This is a genomic window from Turneriella parva DSM 21527 (genome assembly GCF_000266885.1).
GTDB lineage: Bacteria > Spirochaetota > Leptospiria > Turneriellales > Turneriellaceae > Turneriella > Turneriella parva.
Genome location: NC_018020.1, coordinates 279,377 through 295,619 on the forward strand (window position 1 = coordinate 279,377; position 16,243 = coordinate 295,619).

The following is a 16,243-nucleotide window of genomic DNA, read 5'->3' on the forward strand; positions in this document are numbered from 1 at the left end:
CTTGAACAATCCGTCAACTTTGTAAGCACCATCAAAGTTGAACAAGTCGTCAACTATTTTTGGTGCTTTACGATGTTGGGCCACTGCGCCCAAGATAGGGAATCGTCTTGTCCGACTGTTCAGAAAATTTGCTCTGTCTTTAAGCTAGCAAAGCGATGCGGAGTGCCTCAGGCGCTCTGCATTGCTACGCGTACCCCCAAGGAGAAATAAATGTCACAATATGAAGGGCTGTTAGATTTTACCATCACCGACGAAATGCAAGAGATGCTCGAGATGGCGCACGACCTGTGCCGCAACGAGATTGTTCCGCGCCGCGCCGAAATGGACGAACACGAGAAGTTTCCCCATGAAATATTCAAGAAATTTGGCGAAGCCGGCCTTTTCGGCATCATGTTCGAAGAGAAATACGGTGGCCTCGGCCTTTCACCCTTTCTGACTGTTCTCGCGATCGAAGTCATGAGCGAATATTGCCTCGGTGTTGCGACGAGCGCAGGCGCGGTAAAACTCGGCGCTCTGCCGATTGAACACGGCGGCACCGAAGAGCAGAAGATCAAATACCTGACTCCGCTTGCAAAGGGTGAAAAGATCGCTGCATTTGCCCTTACAGAACCCGGCGCGGGCTCAGACGTACCAGCGCTCAAAACACATGCCGTAAAAAAAGGCGATCGCTATGTTCTGAACGGCACCAAGCAGTGGATCACCAACGCAGGCCAGGCAGACATCTACACCGTGTTTGCGATCACCGACAAGGCAAAGGGCCCACGCGGTATCTCATGCTTTATTGTTGAAAAAGACACCAAGGGTCTCTCATTCGGCAAGCTCGAGCAGAAAATGGGTATTCGCTGCTCGCACACGCGCCAGGTCATCATGGAAGACATGGAAGTGCCAGAAGAAAACCTCGTGGGTCTGAAGCCAAACGTCGGTTTTATTCACGCGATTAAGACGCTGATTTCTTCGCGTCCGTTTATCGCGACCATGGGCACAGGCCTCTCACAGGGTGCCTATAAAGAAGCAGTGAAATATGCACGCCAGCGCGAGCAGTTCGGCAAGAAGATCATCAACTTTCAGGCAGTGCAGCACATGCTCGCCGACATGACAACGAAGATCGAAGCGGCACGCCTTCTGGCCTACCGCGCGGCAAAATATTCGCTGAACAATCACCCTGAATCGGCTCGCTACTCAGCGATGGCGAAACTGATGTCGTCTGAAGCAGCGGTTTCAATCTGCAATGACGCGCTGCAGCTGCACGGCGGCTACGGCTTCACGAAAGACTATCCGATCGAAAAAATGTACCGTGACGCGAAGATTCTGACAATCTACGAAGGCACGAGCCAGATTCAGAAAAACGAAATCGGTTCGTACGTGATCAAAGATTCCGCGACCATGAAATAAGACTGATATGAAGTCGGGGATTCTTAAAGGGGGTAAAGCATTTCGCAGAAATGCCGCAATCCCTTTAAATGCAAAAACCCCGCCTCGGGATCGGGGCTAGATGAATTTCTTCAAGAAATTCATCGCCTCGATCGCGGGTTATCTTGTGCTTTACGCACAGGTAGCCGCAACCATCGGCCGCATCGCGGCCGATTTTTTTAAAGACCGTTGGGCGCGTTTTCGCCAGATGCCGTATTCAGAACAGGCATTCGCCCTGCTCACAGTCTTGCTTGCATTTTTTACCTTCGTGCCGTGGCGTGCGTACAAGATTCGCTTTGGCGACGACGAACGCCGGCATGGCATCTACAGCGACGACTTCGCCATTATTTTATTGGGATGTATAGTCGCCGCGATAGCGCTCGTGTGGTATCTTTTGCCGCACCAACCAAAAGTACTGCAAAAGGCGCATGTGTTTCGCTTCAGCGGCCTCATCATCGTCACGGTCTTTGCTCTCTGGAACCTGATCAATCCCCAACGGATTGCCGCAACCGGTGAAGCGGCGTTCACCTGGGCATTTTATGCGTTCTTGCTGATTACAGGGTTATGGGTCGTATCAGGGGTACTGGGTAGCCGAAGCTACGCCCAGTACCCTGACAAGACTTGAGTCGTTTCGGCATCGGCTGAACTCGCACTGAGCCCACCCGAAGTGCCTAATTCTCTTTCGAGAATGTCGCGAAAGCTTTGCCCCCGAGGAGGCGTAGCCTTCTCAGCCCGTGCTGGCACGAGATAGAAGGCCGGCTTTCGTTGGTATTCGCGGGCGCCCCTCTGCGAGCTGCCTGCAATTGCATTTGCAATCAAACGGGTGGTTACTGTTGTTGTTTTCATAGTCTCCGCAGAGACACCCGTCTGAAAACCCCCGGCCAGACCTCTCGGCCCAGCCTTCGTTATTTGTCGACGCCGATTCGAAAAACCTGAAGTTTTTCTCACCAATCTATGTGACATAATATAGTTAGACGTTATGGGCGGCAATAAAAAAACGATTTTTTATGTTTCGCCAAGGATAGAAAAATTTAATCTGACGCGGATGATTGACCGAATGAGAATACTTGCCTCAGTAAATTGGCTGCAACATGCCTGCGTCGCCTTGGTAACAGCTCTCATTGTCTTGCCACCTGGACCATCTGAAAGCATCTCGGCCGGCTTAGACAACTCCTGGGTCCTGACGATGAACTATGCAGTCCAACATGACTGGATTTTTGGCAGGGATATTATCTTCACTTTCGGTCCATTGGCGTTTCTATCGACGCGCTTCGCACATGGTATACCGCAACCATGGTTCTGGATGGGTGACTTGCTTCTCCTGCTGACATCCGCAGTGGGCTCATTGCAGTTATTGCGCAGTTTTGGCTGGAGAATGGTCGCAGCCTGGCTTCTAGCGCTGTACATACTGCGCTGTTCGGTTTACCAATTCGAAACAGCTTTGTTCTTGTCTTTTCTCCTGCTAGTTCTCTTGGGCATCAGAAAACCATCGCTTATAATTTCTCTATCTATTGTTCTAACGGGCACCACTCTGCTCTTCATAAAAGTCAATTATGGCATCATTTCCCTCGCAATTCTCTTCGGTTATTTGCTGGTTAAGCCCAAACCCGAAGGCACATGGAGCTCTAAGAATATTGCTGTCTATGCATGCGCCTTAATTCTTCCAATCGTTTTCGCGAGATTCTTGAATACAGACTTGCTTGCATACCTGCGGTCATCTATTGACATAATCGCTGGTTATAACGAGGCAATGAACAAATTTCAACCAGAACCTATCGTGCTAAAGACTTTCATTTTTGCCGCAGGCCTGTTGCTAATTGTTGGCCTGATCGTAGCTGCGAATATTCGCAAATTTATCGGTTCTGCCGCTCGACTATTTTCACTGGGAATAATTGCCGTCGCTCTTTTTATACTTTTCAAACAATCTTTTACGCGTGCTGATTTGCATGTTCTGGCATTTCCAGCATCCGTCACTACACTCTTATTCTTGCTATACCTCTTCTCAATCGAGACTTTTGACAAAAAATCCAAAGTTCTGATTGTGCTCTCAGCCATCACTTCGTTAGCGCTACTTTGGCCGTACGCGAACCCACTTGCGCCATTTCACGCAATAGCCTCGCGCCTGGCCAAACCCAATCTAGCTCCTATTACCAATACATTACCCAAGAGGATGCGCGATAACATCGGCAACGAGACGGTCGATGTCATAACCTGGGAAAGTTCTCTCGTCTATTTGGAAAGATTAAACTATGATCCCCGGCCCATTTTTCAGTCATATTCGGCCTATACCGAGTACCTTGGCACCAAGAATCTGGAAAAATATCTGCATAATGGTGCACCCAGGTACATAATTTTCAAGCTGGATATTATTGATTCTCGCTTTCCTATGGGCGATGAACCGCAGCTTTACTTGTATCTACTTTCTCACTACGAATTGGCCGATTCAACCGAAGATTATTTGCTATTGAGAAAACGCAACATTCCTCTACAATCTCAGCTAACAGAGATCCGCTCTGGTAGCATACACCCTGGGGAGACAATCTCATTGCCGCAGGATAAGAGTCTATACCTGATCACGGCAAATGTCGACCTATCTCTTGTAGGCCGCGTCATGAAAACTCTATTCCAGGCACCTATGCTCTTCATAACTTCTGAAGATCTGAGAGGAAGCAAAAAAACTTTTCGAATCATACGTGACCTATGGCGCAAACCCGTATTGGTGAGCCCGGCGATTCATTCCACAACCGATTTTGCTGATTTAATGCGTTACAGGAACGCGGCAGATCGCACGGTAAGTTCGCTATCCATTCATCATCAGGTTTCAAAGACCGAAAAAGGCCAAAAGCTCAAGGCTGCAGGAGCATGGATCGACAGACTTAATGGCTTCGGCTTCAATACCGAAGTACGCTACAGACTTTTCAGGCTAAACATTAACTAAGCTACGATCGAGTCTGAGCAGGTATTAAGAGGCCGTTACAAAATTCCCGAAAGGATGGCCTTATTGTCAATAATCCAGCGAGCGATTTCGTTGACGATTTGTGCTGGACTGATTTCTGGCTTCCACCCGGTCGCTGCGGTGACCTTGCTGTTGTCGGTCAGATAAATGCGGATATCGGCGACCCGGTCTTCAAGCACCGGCCCAACGGTTATCTTTTGCCCTGTTGCCTGTTGACATAACGTGGTGAGCTCCGCCAACGAAACGCTGATCTCACGGCCCCCGCCGACATTAAAGAGCGAACCATTCAGTTGCTCGAACTGCTGCAGCTGGCGATCGACCAGGTTAAAGAGGTCACGCACATGCAATATGTCCCGCACCTGTTTACCGGTACCGCCATAGCCAAAATATTTGAGGGATTTTCCAAAGACATGCGAGGCGATCCAGTGGACAATCACACCCTGGTCAACCTTGCCCATCTGCCAGGGACCGGTCAGAACCCCGCAGCGGTTGATGATGGTTTTCAGACCAAAGGCAGACCGGTACTCTTCGATCAGGAGTTCTGAGGCGAGCTTGGTGGCACCATAGAGCGAGCGCACACCCGCAAGCGGGAACTCTTCAGTGAAGCCGCGTGCCGAGGCGCCGGGCACTTTTTGCGCGTCAGCCAACTCGAAACGAGTCGCCGCCTCGGTAAAGGCAAGGCTGTTGATGGTCTCAATCGGATACACCCGGCTAGTGGACAAGAAGAGAAAATCAGCGCGGCGCACGCGCGCGAGCTCGAGGCAGTTGATCGTGCCCATCAGGTTAGTCTGTATGAGGTAATCAGGAGAGCCGTCGAGACCCGCAAGCACCGAAGGTTCTGCCGAGCATTCGAGAATGAGATCAACCTCGCGCACGGCGAGCAGATCGTCACGGCTGCGGATATCGCCGTGCAAAAATTCGATACCCGCGGCCTTCAGGCGCGGCAGGTTGAGCTCTGAGCCGCGCCGCTTCAGGTTATCGAGCGCAGTAATTTTGAGTTGTGGATAGCGCTCTTTGAGCAGTAAAGCGAGGTGCGAGCCGGCAAAGCCTGCGCCACCGGTGATGAGAACGTTGGAGTATTTAAATGCCATGATTATCTCTCTCGCCAGAATGCGTAGAGAGCGAGCAGCAGACTTACCATAGCGCCAAAATTAGCCACTGCGTCGGTCATACCCCGGTATTCCGGGTATGTCGCCAGAAGGGCAAATGAAGTCCCCATTATGGAGACTCCGAGAAAAATGAGCAGTTTGTGGTTCACTTCTGCTGCAAGTGTCTTACAACTTGCTGCCCGACTAATTTTCCAATCCCCAAGGCCACAAGGTACAGACCACAAATGAACATGATCGTGACCGAGATTAAAAAGCTGGCACTCATGGGCAAAAGATACTAAAGCCACCGGATGCGACAAGTTTTATTCAGGTTTAACCTCTGATTTCTCAGCCATGATGTCATCGAGAATCAGCAGGCGCTCGAACCAGATCTTGATAAGAGTCGCCAGATAGCGTCTGCCCATCGCGCGCAGTTTCAGGTTCGATTGTCCCCATTTGCGTCCATACCAGCGAATCGGGCAGGCGGCGATCTTGTAACGGCGTATCAGTACCGAGAGCGAAAGCTCGATGGTGACATTAAAATGCGCGCCTTTGAGCGGCATGCACGAACGCACGACATCGGCGCGGTAGGCTTTAAAGGCATTGGTCAGGTCATTGTGCCGCGTCCAGAACATGAGCTGCAGCATCTTGTTGACGATACGGTTGACGTAGAGCTTGGTCTTAGGGTATTCAACCACTTTGCCGCCCTTGACAAACCGGGAACCAAACGCCGCGTCAAAGCCGTGGTTGGCTATCAGATCATAGTACCGCACAATATCGTCAGGATCATCGGAGAGATCGGCCATTACGATCGTGACGATGTCACCGGTGAAGTTCTCCAGGCCGCTGCGGATCGCGCGGCCAAACCCACCCGGCGGGTTGCGGTTCACCAGTTTGATGCCGCGGTCTTTTTTTTGCAGCGCCCTTACAATTTCAGGAGTTTTATCTTTGCTGTTGTCATTCACGACAACGATTTCGTAGGGAATTTGCGCCGCACGCAGCTTCGCGGTAATTTCTGTCAGCGTGGGCGCAATATTCTGCTCTTCGTTGTAAGCGGGAATCACCACCGAAAGAACCGGTTTCTTGGCGGCTTTTGACGGCTTTTTCATACCCGTTTCACCAAGGCGTCGTGAATCTGCTGCATCATCTCATCCAGAGTGTAGCGGTACTTCCAGTCGGGAAAGTGCGTCTGGAATTTGCGCACATCGCTGACATACCAGATATGATCGCCGATACGGTTATTCTCGTCGTATTTGATCAGCATCTTGTTGCCTGAGATGCGCTCACAGATTTCAATTGCTTCTTGCATCGAGCAGTTGCTGTGCCGGCTGCCTCCGGCGTTATAGACTTCGCCCTTCCGGGGTTTTTGCGAAAAATGCCAGAACATATTCACCAGGTCAAAGCTGTGGATGTTGTCGCGCACCTGCTTGCCCTTGTAACCGAAGATGGTGTATGGCTGTTTCGTCACAGCACATTTCATCAGGTATGCCAGGAAGCCGTGCAGCTGCGTGCCCGAATGCCCCGGCCCGGTGAGGCAGCCGCCACGAAACACGCCGGTATTCATATTGAAGTACTTACCGTACTCCTGCACCAGCACGTCGGCGGCGACCTTCGACGCACCAAACAGCGAATGTTTGGTATTGTCGATGCTCATGGTCTCATCGATACCGTGTTCAAAGAACGTATGTTCTTTCGAGATTTCCCAGCGCTTGTCGAGCTCGACCAGCGGCAGGTAATTCGGAGTGTCGCCGTAAACTTTGTTGGTTGAGGTGAAGATGAATACCGCCTTGGGAGCGAACTTGCGGGTAGCTTCGAGCAAGGTCAGAGTACCGTTCGCGTTGACGGTAAAGTCTTTGTGAGGGTCTTTCGCCGCCCAGTCATGCGAAGGTTGCGCTGCAGTGTGTATCACAATTTCTATATCAGATGAATAATCAGAAAACAGTTTTTCGATGCCGGCGATATCGCGGATATCGAGCGCATAGTGCTTATAGTTTTTCAGCTGCGTTTCGAGCTCTTGGCGCTGCCAGTCGGTAGAGGCTTCGGCCCCGAAAAACTCTTTGCGCATGTCGTTGTCGACGCCGATGATACGGTAACCTTTTTCGGAAAAAAACCTGCAGGCTTCTGCGCCGATAAGGCCGGCCGAGCCGGTAATGATTGCTGTTTTCATTTATTTACTGAACTCCCTAACCAAAGGTGGCGACCGCGTAATTCCGGAGAATTTATCTGCTCCCAGATACGCTCCGCATGAAAATACCCCACTTTGCCATCGCTGTCCTGCGCTTTGAGCATGGCAAAGTCACTTTTCTGCATTGCTTCAAGAATAGCCTTACGAGCAAAATGCGAATTCTCAAGAGTCCGTTGCAGGTACGGCAGCTCTTTGTTCGACCGTATTAAGAGGCCGACCACCAGAATTGCGTATGCCCATCGAACCAATTTCTTGCGCTCAAGATGGTACCCAAAAACTCCCATCGTGATGAATGCTATGGGTATGACAAGGGCAAAATTCTGCTGGTAACGGGTACTCATGAGATCGGAATGTGTGCGGGAATAGGCAGTCGCCGCTGCCTGAAAGACATACCAGGCGAGTAATCCTAACGCGAAGCGTTTTGGCCCGGATAGTAAGGTCAGGCCTTTCAGAAAGCCACCCGCGCTGCGCAGCCAGCTGAATACAGCCAGGACAATTGCACTCCAGGCTAGAAGACCAATCGGTATGTCTGGCCAGCCCAGTATCTTCAGAAAAGAGACTATGAACTCTTTGAGATTCTGTGCATGCAGGCTATCGTGACCTGGCACATGCACGAGTAGTCGTACATGAAGAACTAAACCAACAGAAAGAATTAACAGGAAGAGAGCATAGCGAATGCGGTGCTTGCTGGGTTCAAACAGTCGCAGAAGAAACAGTCCCCAAAGCACCATAATCGTGCCTATACCACCTGCAACCGTAAAGGGCGATACAAGGGACAAGAATACAGCCAGAATTAAGGCAGTCGTATTTTCTGCCGTCGCGGCCAGGTACATGGCGATCAGGGCAAAGAGCAGCATGAAATAGAACTGGTTTTGAAAACCGTTCAATATGTTGCCCCAGGAAAACGGTAAAGAGAAAGCGAGTAAGGTGAGAGCGATGGCGACAAACCTGCGATCTTCTGCAAATTTCACCAGCCAGGCACAGAGTAGCGCCACTGCGAGACCGATCAAAGGAATCTGAGCGTATACGCCCAGAACCGGACTCCAACCACCGGCGAGGGTGAACAGCGCCCCGTTGAAAAGCCGGGTGAACGCGATTCTGTGCTCATTGTGCGGAGCGATCAGGCTTTGGATATCAATATTGCCTGCAACCAGTCTTTTATACCACTCTGCTTCAGAATCCCATTGGTCCCACATGGGGACATCGACCGCCAGAAAAAAGGCGTATGCGGCATGCACCAGAGAAATAAACGCGAAGGCAAATACCCCTGCCTTTAGCGGACTGAGTGACTCTACAAACTTTCGCAAGATCATGCAAAATGATTTAACGGCGCAATGCCGATCTGCATAACGTTATAGCCGATCTTGTAAAGAGCCTGCGCGTCGACAATCGAACGTCCATCGAACACGAACGCTGGTTTTTTCATTTTGGCGTAAATGGCCGTGTAGTCGAGCTCGCTGTACTGCTTCCACTGCGTCAGTATGACAATCGCATGAGCTCCCTCAACCGCTTCGTCGATGCTCTCGGTGTAGGTGACGGTACTATCGATACCTTTGAGATCCTGTTTCGCGTGGTCGAGCGCCTGCGGGTCGTGGATGAACAGCTTCGCCTTTTCTTCGATCAGGCGCTTGCAGACGTAGATTGCGGGTGACTCACGCGTGTCGTTGGTGTCGGGTTTGAAGGCGAACCCGAGAATCGCAATTTTTTTGCCCGAGACGCTGTTGAACTGCGTTTCAATGACCTGCGAGACGAAGCGCCGCATCTGGTAGTCGTTCATGTCGATGACCGCCTGCCAGTAGTTGGCCACTTCAGCGAGGCCGTTCTGCCGGCAGATGTAAACCAGGTTTAGAATATCTTTCTTGAAGCACGACCCACCAAAGCCGACGCTCGCCTCGATAAAGCGCGAGCCGATACGCGCATCGGTGCCGATCGCACGGCTGATCTGTTTCACCGAGGCATTGGTTTTCTCACAGAGTGCAGAAATGCTGTTAATTGAGGAAACGCGCTGTGCGAGAAAGGCATTCGCCACCAGTTTCGAGAGCTCGCTCGACCACACATTGGTGAGCAGTACACGCTCGGGTTTAACCCAGGCGGTGTAGAGCGCCTTCACTGTTTCGGCCGCTGCCCTGCCCCCCTCGGTTTCGGCGTGGCCGATCAGCACGCGGTCGGGGTTCTGCAGATCTTTGATAGCTGTGCCTTCGGCGAGAAATTCAGGGTTCGAGAGTACTTCAAAGCGCTTGTTGTTATCCTGCGTGTTGACGATGTTCAGAATCGCTTCGGCAGTCTTCACCGGCACGGTGCTCTTTTCGACGATGATCGTGCCACTCTTACAGTGCTTCTCAATGTCGCGCACCGCGAGCTCGGTAAACTGCAGGTCTGCGGCCATGCCCTTGCCTTCGCCGTATTCCTTGGTGGGAGTTCCCACGCAGACGAATACGATATCGGCCTCTGCCAGCAGTTGCGGAGTGATAACTTTGAAGTGCAGGTTCTTGCCGCGAATCTGCCTGACCACCTCGTCGAGACCGGGTTCAAACACAGGGAGTTTGTCAGTATTCCACGCCGCAATGCGCGCTTCGTTCTGGTCGGTCACGAAGAACTGGATGTCGGGGTTGTGCGACGCCATCACGGCCATGGTTGGGCCGCCGACGTAACCTGCACCGAGGCAGACGATCTTGCGGGGGGTGGGCATGGGATTTCAGTTCAAATTTGGGATAACCGGTAAATCTCTATTCAATCTTCAGATATCGGTGAAATTGATATAGAAACCACCCATGCCCGAGGTGAGCTGTTGACCATGCGCCGATTTATGTTTGCGACCGGCGCGGGTGAGTACGTTCCAGATAGTACTGAGCGTCGCAACAAAGCCATACCTCAAAAGCTCCCGGTACTTGTCTAACCCGCGAAAGCGGTTGAATCCCGCACGCGTGGCACGCTCATGGTATTCGCGGTATGAACCCGCCAATTGCGCGATCACATAGCGCTCGTCAGAGGCAAAGCGCCGGGTCGTATATTTTGTCGTGATCGGCGCAATGCGCGGGCTACCCTTCGAAAACTTGCTGCCCGAAGCATAAAGCTCTGATATATTTTTCACATCGAGGTGCATCCAGCCCGATTGGGCGATCTCGTCAAAACCACGGTTGCTGGCGATGATGCCGAAGTTGATGTTTTTCCAGACCAGCTTACCAAAGGTCGGCGCCGGAAAATGCGCGAGCTTCACACCGGGTACCAGATTTACCTGCGGAATACTGCGCCTGCCGGCATATTTGAGAAAGTGATTTCCTTTGGTGATGCGGCAGTAGTGCGAAGAATACAGCTTACTGTGAAAGAGGCACTTGCCGAACATGCTGTCGCCATAGATATCGAAGCGTTTAAAGAAGTTCTTATCTTTCAGCTTCGCTTCACTGCTGAAAAAATAATTGCGCCAGGCGTACCGCCATTCGACCGCCGGGTCAAGCGACAGTATGGCGTCGCGTAGCGAACCCGTTTCGCTGACGGGAAACTCGTCGGCATCGAGGGGGAGTATCCACTCGGCCCCCTCGGCGATTGCGTGCGTGATCAGGCCATGCGTGATTTGCTCCTGTGGATAACCCGCGGCTGTGCTGTGCGTCAGGCGTATGTCAAACCCTTCGCCCGCGAGTGCATGGATGATTTCTACGGTACGATCAGCTGAGTTGTGGTTACAAATGTAGAGGCGATCGCAAAACGAGAGCGTGTGCCGAATGAACAACTCGATAATGTCTTCTTCATTCTTTACCATCGCAACCGCCGCGATGCGGCATTGCTGGCCGGCGCTGGGGCTCTTTCGTTTACTCACTTCAGTCATGCGATAATCCTGCGGTGCGGCGAATTAAGCAAAACTTGTCAGCCTGTCAGTTGAAAAGCTTCGTGGCACCCGCAGTTATGGCAACACTCGCCTGGTATGCCGTCTACACCCGCCCCCGCTCAGAGAAGAAGCTTGCTGAGGGACTGCAAAAACTCGGCATCGAACACTACCTGCCGCTCTTGCGCACCCGCAAGAAATGGTCTGACCGCTACAAGTGGGTCGAAGAGCCTGTGTTCGCTTCGTACCTGTTTGTGCATATCGAATTCGAACACGATGCATTACGGGTGTTGAAACTGCCGCAGGCCGTGTATTTTGTCAGCACCGAGGGAGCTCCCACTGTTATCGAGGCGGGGGCTCTGGAGCTGCTGCGTCTCGCAGTCGACAATTACGCCGAATCGCTCGTGATTCGCGATACTTCGGCTTTGGCCGCAGGCGAAACCGTGCGCATCAAAGACGGCCCGTTTGCCGGCAAAGAAGCGGTCATCGAACGCATTCAGGGCAAAACGCTGGTCGTGGTGGCGTTTCCCGCGCTCAACAAATCGGTGCAGGTTGAGGTTGCCGTCGGGCAGATTTGTAAATCGTGATGTTCCGCCGACGGCGGCCTAAAAATTGTTGCCAGAACGTCTGAAATCCCCCATGTGTTCAATTGTTGAACACATCGGTGTTCACCTCCGATTTGTCAATTTGTCAGCTGTGACTGACCCGGCGAAGCTAGGTTTTCGTTTTTACTACATTGCTGAGCAATGAAGCAAAAATATGATTTCGGACGAACTGCAGCATAAACTCTTCAAGACGATCTCGGAGCACCCGCAGATCAACCAGCGCGAGCTGTCGAAAATTTTGGGTATTAGCCTCGGTAAGGCCAACTACTGCCTCAAGGCACTCATAGAAAAAGGCTGGGTCAAGGCGCAGAATTTTAAGAATAATAAGAATAAGCTGTCATACGCGTACCTGCTCACCCCCAGCGGCATTGAGCAGAAAGCGAGCGTCACGATTCGCTACCTCAAGCGCAAGATGGAAGAGTATGACCAGCTGAAAGCGGCGGTGAAAGAACTGAAGAAAGAAGTGGCCACGGAGGAGATAGCTTGAGTTCAATCCAGGCTTGAGAGTCATGAAAAAGATCCTAACAGTAGTCGGTGCGCGTCCCCAATTTATCAAGGCCGCTGTGGTATCGCGTGCGCTCCGGGGCGCAAGCTGGGCCAATGAGGTTATTGTACACACCGGGCAGCACTACGACCCGGATATGTCAGATGTCTTTTTTTCCGAAATGGACATCCCGAAACCTGCGCATAACCTGGAAATCGGCTCTGGAAATCATGGTGCGCAGACAGGTCGAATGATGCAGGCCATTGAAGAAGTTTGCCTGACCGAAAAGCCTGAATGCGTTCTGGTCTATGGAGATACCAATTCGACGCTGGCAGGTGCGCTGGTTGCAGCTAAACTCCACATCCCGGTTGCCCATGTCGAAGCGGGATTGCGGTCTTTCAACAAGCAGATGCCTGAAGAAATCAACCGCATATGCACTGACCATGTGTCAGATCTCCTTTTTGCCCCGACCGAGACGGCACGAAAAAATCTGCTTCGAGAGGGCTTCAGCGATGCGAAAATTGCATTGAGCGGTGACGTCATGCTCGACGCAGCCCTTTTCTACGGCGAGCGAATCACGTCTGATTACCTGAAGACAATCGGAGTTGAACCGCAGGGATACGTGCTCGCCACCATCCACAGAGCAGAAAACACTGACTCACCAGAGCGATTGGCGACTATTCTCGATGCGCTCGCGGAAATATCAAAGAGAATACCCGTCATTCTTCCGCTGCACCCGCGCACGCGGAAGCTTCTGGAACAGCGCAGCTGGAGCAACCCGAGGCCCCAGGACCTGAGAATCATTAATCCAATTGGTTATTTGCAGATGGTGTGTCTCGAGAAAAACTGCCATATGATTGCCACGGACTCCGGCGGAGTTCAAAAAGAGGCCTATTTCTTTCAGAAACCCTGCATTACCCTCAGAGATGAAACGGAATGGGTTGAGCTGGTTGATGCTGGTTATAACCGGCTAGTCGGAGCGAACAGCGATGCAATTCTAGCCGCACACCATGCTTTTACGAGTCAGCGGCCTGTGTTCAGTGGAAACCTCTACGGAACCGGATCGGCGGGCAAATTTATCACTGACAAGCTCAGGCTTTTTTTGCAGGAGAATTTGGGCCACGGATGACACGGATATTCACGGATAAACCAGAGGGCAAGAAGATACGTACAATCGTGCCTACTAAATCTACTGCAGCCAATTAGGGGAAAACATGAAAGAAGCGTTACTGGAAAGAATCAAGAAGAAAGAAGCGATCGTGGGCATTGTGGGCATGGGCTATGTCGGCCTGCCACTGATGCTGCGCTTCATGGAAGAAGACATCAAGGTCGTGGGTTTTGACATTGACCAGGAAAAAATCGACAAGCTGAATGCAGGCAAAAGCTATATCGAGCATATACCGGCCGAAGCTATTGCAAAGGCTGTGCAATCGGGCTTTCGGGCAACGGCCGATTTCGCCGAAGCGGGCAAAGTAGATGCGCTGATTCTTTGCGTACCTACCCCATTAAACAAGTATAGAGAACCCGATCTCAGCTATGTGATCAATACTGTCGACAGCCTGGTGCCACATATTCGCGCAGGACAGGTCATGTCGCTTGAAAGTACGACTTATCCGGGAACTTCTGACGAAGAGCTCCTGCCTCGCATAGAAAAAAGAGGTTTCAAGGTTGGCTCAGACTATTTTCTCGTCTATTCGCCTGAGCGCGAAGACCCTGGCAACAAGAACTTTAATACACGTTCCATACCCAAGGTTTGTGGCGGAACAACCCCAGCTTGTCAGGAAATTGGCGTGGCCTTATACTCAGGGGTTATTGACAAAGTCGTTCCGGTATCTTCGACCCGTACGGCCGAGATGACCAAACTACTAGAGAATATCCATCGCGCAGTCAATATTGGACTGGCCAACGAGATGAAAGTTGTCGCTGATCGTATGGGCATCGACATTCACGAGGTAATTCGCGCTGCAGCGACAAAACCCTTCGGATTTGTTCCTTATTATCCCGGTCCTGGGCTTGGCGGGCATTGCATTCCTATTGATCCATTCTACCTTACCTGGAAGGCAAGGGAGTTTGGCCTGCATACCCGCTTTATTGAACTTGCAGGAGAGATCAATAACAGCATGCCGCACTATGTGGTCGACAAAGTTGCTGATGCGCTCAACAGACTTAACAAATCAATCAAGGGTAGCAGGATTCTTGTCTTGGGTATCGCGTACAAGAAGAACGTTGATGACATGCGCGAAAGTCCATCGACGGAAATCATGGAGTTGCTGACACACAAGGGCGCGATCGTTGAATATACTGACCCCCATGTACCTGTGTTTCCCCGAATGAGAGCGCACCATTTTGATCTCAAGAGTGTGCCGCTAACTGCCGAGAACCTGAAATCTTACGATGTAGTGGTTCTTACAACAGACCATGATAAGTTCGATTATGACCTGGTACTCAAGAATTCTAAGCTGATTGTGGACTCCCGGGGCAAGTTTCTGGGTAATCACGCGCATGTCGTCAAGGCGTGAGAAAAAAGGCTAGCCACAGATTGCACGGATGTTCACAGATTTTATGCTAAACTCACACATACCTGATAATCCGTGTCATCAGTGGCTAAGAAAGGGTTAAAGAGGAAAAATGAGCAAAAAGTCAGAAAAAATCGTCGGGCGCAAAATACGCTTTGCGCTGGTTGGCTGCGGTCGCATCAGTAAGAATCATATAGATTCGCTCAATGTGCACAAAGACCATGCTGAACTTGTCGCCGTCTGCGATATCGATCCCGTTGCCCTCGCCAAGGCAGAAAAAGAAACCGGGGCCCGCGGTTACCGAAGCCTCACCGAAATGCTGGCCGAGGAAAAAGACCTCGACGTCGTAACTGTGGCTACACCGAGCGGCGTGCATCCGGCGCAAGCAATCGAGATTGCCAAGGCAGGCATTCATGTGCTTTCGGAAAAGCCCATGGCTACGCGCTGGCAAGATGGCCTCGACATGGTCAAGGCATGCGATGCAGCAGGTGTCTACCTGTTTGTCGTAAAACAAAATCGCCGTAATGCCACTCTGCAGCTTCTCAAAAAAGCAGTGGAAGAGAAACGATTTGGCCGCATCTACATGGTGAACCTGAATGTGTTCTGGACCAGGCCGCAGGATTATTATGACGCTGGCGACTGGCGCGGCACATGGGAATTCGATGGTGGAGCCATGATGAACCAGGCAAGTCACTATGTCGACCTGATCGATTGGCTGATTGGACCTGTGGAAAGCCTGCACGCCTACACGGCAACACTAGCTCGCGATATTGAGGCAGAAGACACAGCAGTTGTCAACATACGCTGGCGTTCCGGTGCGCTCGGCTCGATGAACGTTACAATGCTCACCTTCCCAAAAAACCTCGAAGGTTCAATTACAATACTCGGCGAAAAAGGCACCGTGCGCGTGGGCGGCGTTGCTGTGAACGAAATACAACACTGGGAATTCTCAGAGAAACGCCCTGAAGACGAAGAAGTCAAGAAGGCCAGCTACGAGACCACTTCAGTCTACGGCTTTGGCCATCCACTGTATTACGACAACGTCATCAAGGTGCTGCGCGGCGAGGCAGAACCTGAGACCGACGGGCGCTCGGGCTTAAAATCCCTCGAAATCCTGATCGCGACCTATTTGTCAGCGCGTGATGGCAAGCGGGTGGCTCTGCCACTGCAGTACTAGAG

The 16,243-nt window shown here is 51.5% G+C and carries 14 protein-coding genes; 8 read left to right on the forward strand and 6 right to left on the reverse strand.

The annotated features are described in order from the left end of the window. Positions 1–210: 210 nt before the first annotated feature. The 3 genes from TURPA_RS01305 (at position 211) to TURPA_RS01315 (ending at position 4,348) form a co-directional block, all read left to right on the forward strand. The gene (locus TURPA_RS01305; protein WP_014801477.1) at positions 211–1,392 is read left to right on the forward strand and encodes an acyl-CoA dehydrogenase family protein; all 1,182 of its coding nucleotides are present in this window, start codon (positions 211–213) and stop codon (positions 1,390–1,392) included. Positions 1,393–1,492: 100 nt separating this feature from the next. Then, positions 1,493–2,035: a hypothetical protein gene (locus TURPA_RS01310; RefSeq protein ID WP_014801478.1), complete on the forward strand. Its 543-nt coding sequence runs from the start codon at positions 1,493–1,495 to the stop codon at positions 2,033–2,035. Positions 2,036–2,389: 354 nt separating this feature from the next. Then, positions 2,390–4,348 carry a hypothetical protein gene (locus TURPA_RS01315; RefSeq protein ID WP_014801479.1) on the forward strand — a complete coding sequence of 653 codons (1,959 nt, stop codon included), beginning with the start codon at positions 2,390–2,392 and terminating at the stop codon, positions 4,346–4,348. A 35-nt stretch (positions 4,349–4,383) separates the two neighbouring features. Here TURPA_RS01315 and TURPA_RS01320 read toward each other — a convergent pair whose 3' ends face one another. From TURPA_RS01320 to TURPA_RS01345, 6 genes are all read right to left on the reverse strand, one after another. Continuing rightward, a complete protein-coding gene (locus tag TURPA_RS01320; RefSeq protein ID WP_014801480.1) occupies positions 4,384–5,457 on the reverse strand; it encodes an NAD-dependent epimerase/dehydratase family protein in 1,074 nt (357 codons plus the stop codon). Between the two features lie 320 nt (positions 5,458–5,777). After that, a complete protein-coding gene (locus tag TURPA_RS01325; protein WP_014801481.1) occupies positions 5,778–6,563 on the reverse strand; it encodes a glycosyltransferase family 2 protein in 786 nt (261 codons plus the stop codon). Further along, positions 6,560–7,621 (reverse strand): NAD-dependent epimerase/dehydratase family protein, encoded by a 1,062-nt coding sequence (locus TURPA_RS01330; RefSeq protein ID WP_014801482.1) that lies wholly within the window; start codon positions 7,619–7,621, stop codon positions 6,560–6,562. The genes TURPA_RS01325 and TURPA_RS01330 overlap by 4 nt, the downstream gene beginning before the upstream one ends. Next, the gene (locus TURPA_RS01335; RefSeq protein WP_014801483.1) at positions 7,618–8,952 is read right to left on the reverse strand and encodes a hypothetical protein; all 1,335 of its coding nucleotides are present in this window, start codon (positions 8,950–8,952) and stop codon (positions 7,618–7,620) included. The genes TURPA_RS01330 and TURPA_RS01335 overlap by 4 nt, the downstream gene beginning before the upstream one ends. Then, positions 8,949–10,328 (reverse strand): nucleotide sugar dehydrogenase, encoded by a 1,380-nt coding sequence (locus TURPA_RS01340; RefSeq protein ID WP_014801484.1) that lies wholly within the window; start codon positions 10,326–10,328, stop codon positions 8,949–8,951. The genes TURPA_RS01335 and TURPA_RS01340 overlap by 4 nt, the downstream gene beginning before the upstream one ends. A 48-nt stretch (positions 10,329–10,376) precedes the next feature. After that, the gene (locus TURPA_RS01345; protein WP_157210350.1) at positions 10,377–11,453 is read right to left on the reverse strand and encodes a glycosyltransferase family 2 protein; all 1,077 of its coding nucleotides are present in this window, start codon (positions 11,451–11,453) and stop codon (positions 10,377–10,379) included. A gap of 71 nt (positions 11,454–11,524) precedes the next feature. Between TURPA_RS01345 and TURPA_RS01350 the strand changes: the two genes are divergently transcribed. The 5 genes from TURPA_RS01350 to TURPA_RS01370 all read left to right on the forward strand — a co-directional run bounded on the left by TURPA_RS01350 (position 11,525) and on the right by TURPA_RS01370 (position 16,241). After that, complete coding sequence (locus TURPA_RS01350; RefSeq protein WP_157210351.1) at positions 11,525–12,046, forward strand: UpxY family transcription antiterminator; 522 nt, start codon at positions 11,525–11,527, stop codon at positions 12,044–12,046. Positions 12,047–12,221: 175 nt separating this feature from the next. Next, the gene (locus tag TURPA_RS01355; protein WP_041948822.1) at positions 12,222–12,551 is read left to right on the forward strand and encodes a MarR family EPS-associated transcriptional regulator; all 330 of its coding nucleotides are present in this window, start codon (positions 12,222–12,224) and stop codon (positions 12,549–12,551) included. A 22-nt stretch (positions 12,552–12,573) separates the two neighbouring features. Further along, positions 12,574–13,677, forward strand: coding sequence for a non-hydrolyzing UDP-N-acetylglucosamine 2-epimerase (gene wecB, locus TURPA_RS01360; protein ID WP_014801488.1), 1,104 nt, complete (start codon positions 12,574–12,576; stop codon positions 13,675–13,677). An 85-nt stretch (positions 13,678–13,762) separates the two neighbouring features. Next, entirely contained in the window at positions 13,763–15,067 is a 1,305-nt protein-coding gene (locus TURPA_RS01365; RefSeq protein ID WP_014801489.1) for a nucleotide sugar dehydrogenase, read from the forward strand. A 109-nt stretch (positions 15,068–15,176) separates the two neighbouring features. Beyond that, positions 15,177–16,241: a Gfo/Idh/MocA family protein gene (locus tag TURPA_RS01370; protein WP_014801490.1), complete on the forward strand. Its 1,065-nt coding sequence runs from the start codon at positions 15,177–15,179 to the stop codon at positions 16,239–16,241. Positions 16,242–16,243 lie beyond the last annotated feature (2 nt).